The 272-nt window shown below is 72.4% G+C and carries 1 pseudogene; it reads left to right on the top strand.

Features of this window, described 5'->3' with window-relative positions:
• Window positions 1–272: pseudogene (locus ACPYOG_RS19560) on the top strand (hypothetical protein); the annotation flags it as partial.

Here is a 272-nt window from a genome sequence, read left to right as displayed (position 1 = left end):
GGCAGCGCAGCTGCCCGTGCACGCTCACCGGCCTGGTCGGCGCGGACAACGCGGGCGCCTGCCTGATCGCGCTGCTGGACCAGCCGGGCATCACGCAGCACTTCGTGCGCAGTCCAGGCGTCGACACGACCCAGAAGATGCGCATGGTCAGCCGGCGCCAGCAGCTGCTGCGCATGGACGTCGAGTCCGCGCCGCCCGCCGACGCCGTCGACGAACTGACCCGGCTGGCCGGCACGCTGGCCGAACGCCACCGCTGGATCGTGCTGTCCGAT

The sequence above is a fragment of the Leifsonia sp. HAY1-4F genome (genome assembly GCF_056755275.1).
This window is presented reverse-complemented; position numbering and strand designations above follow the sequence as displayed.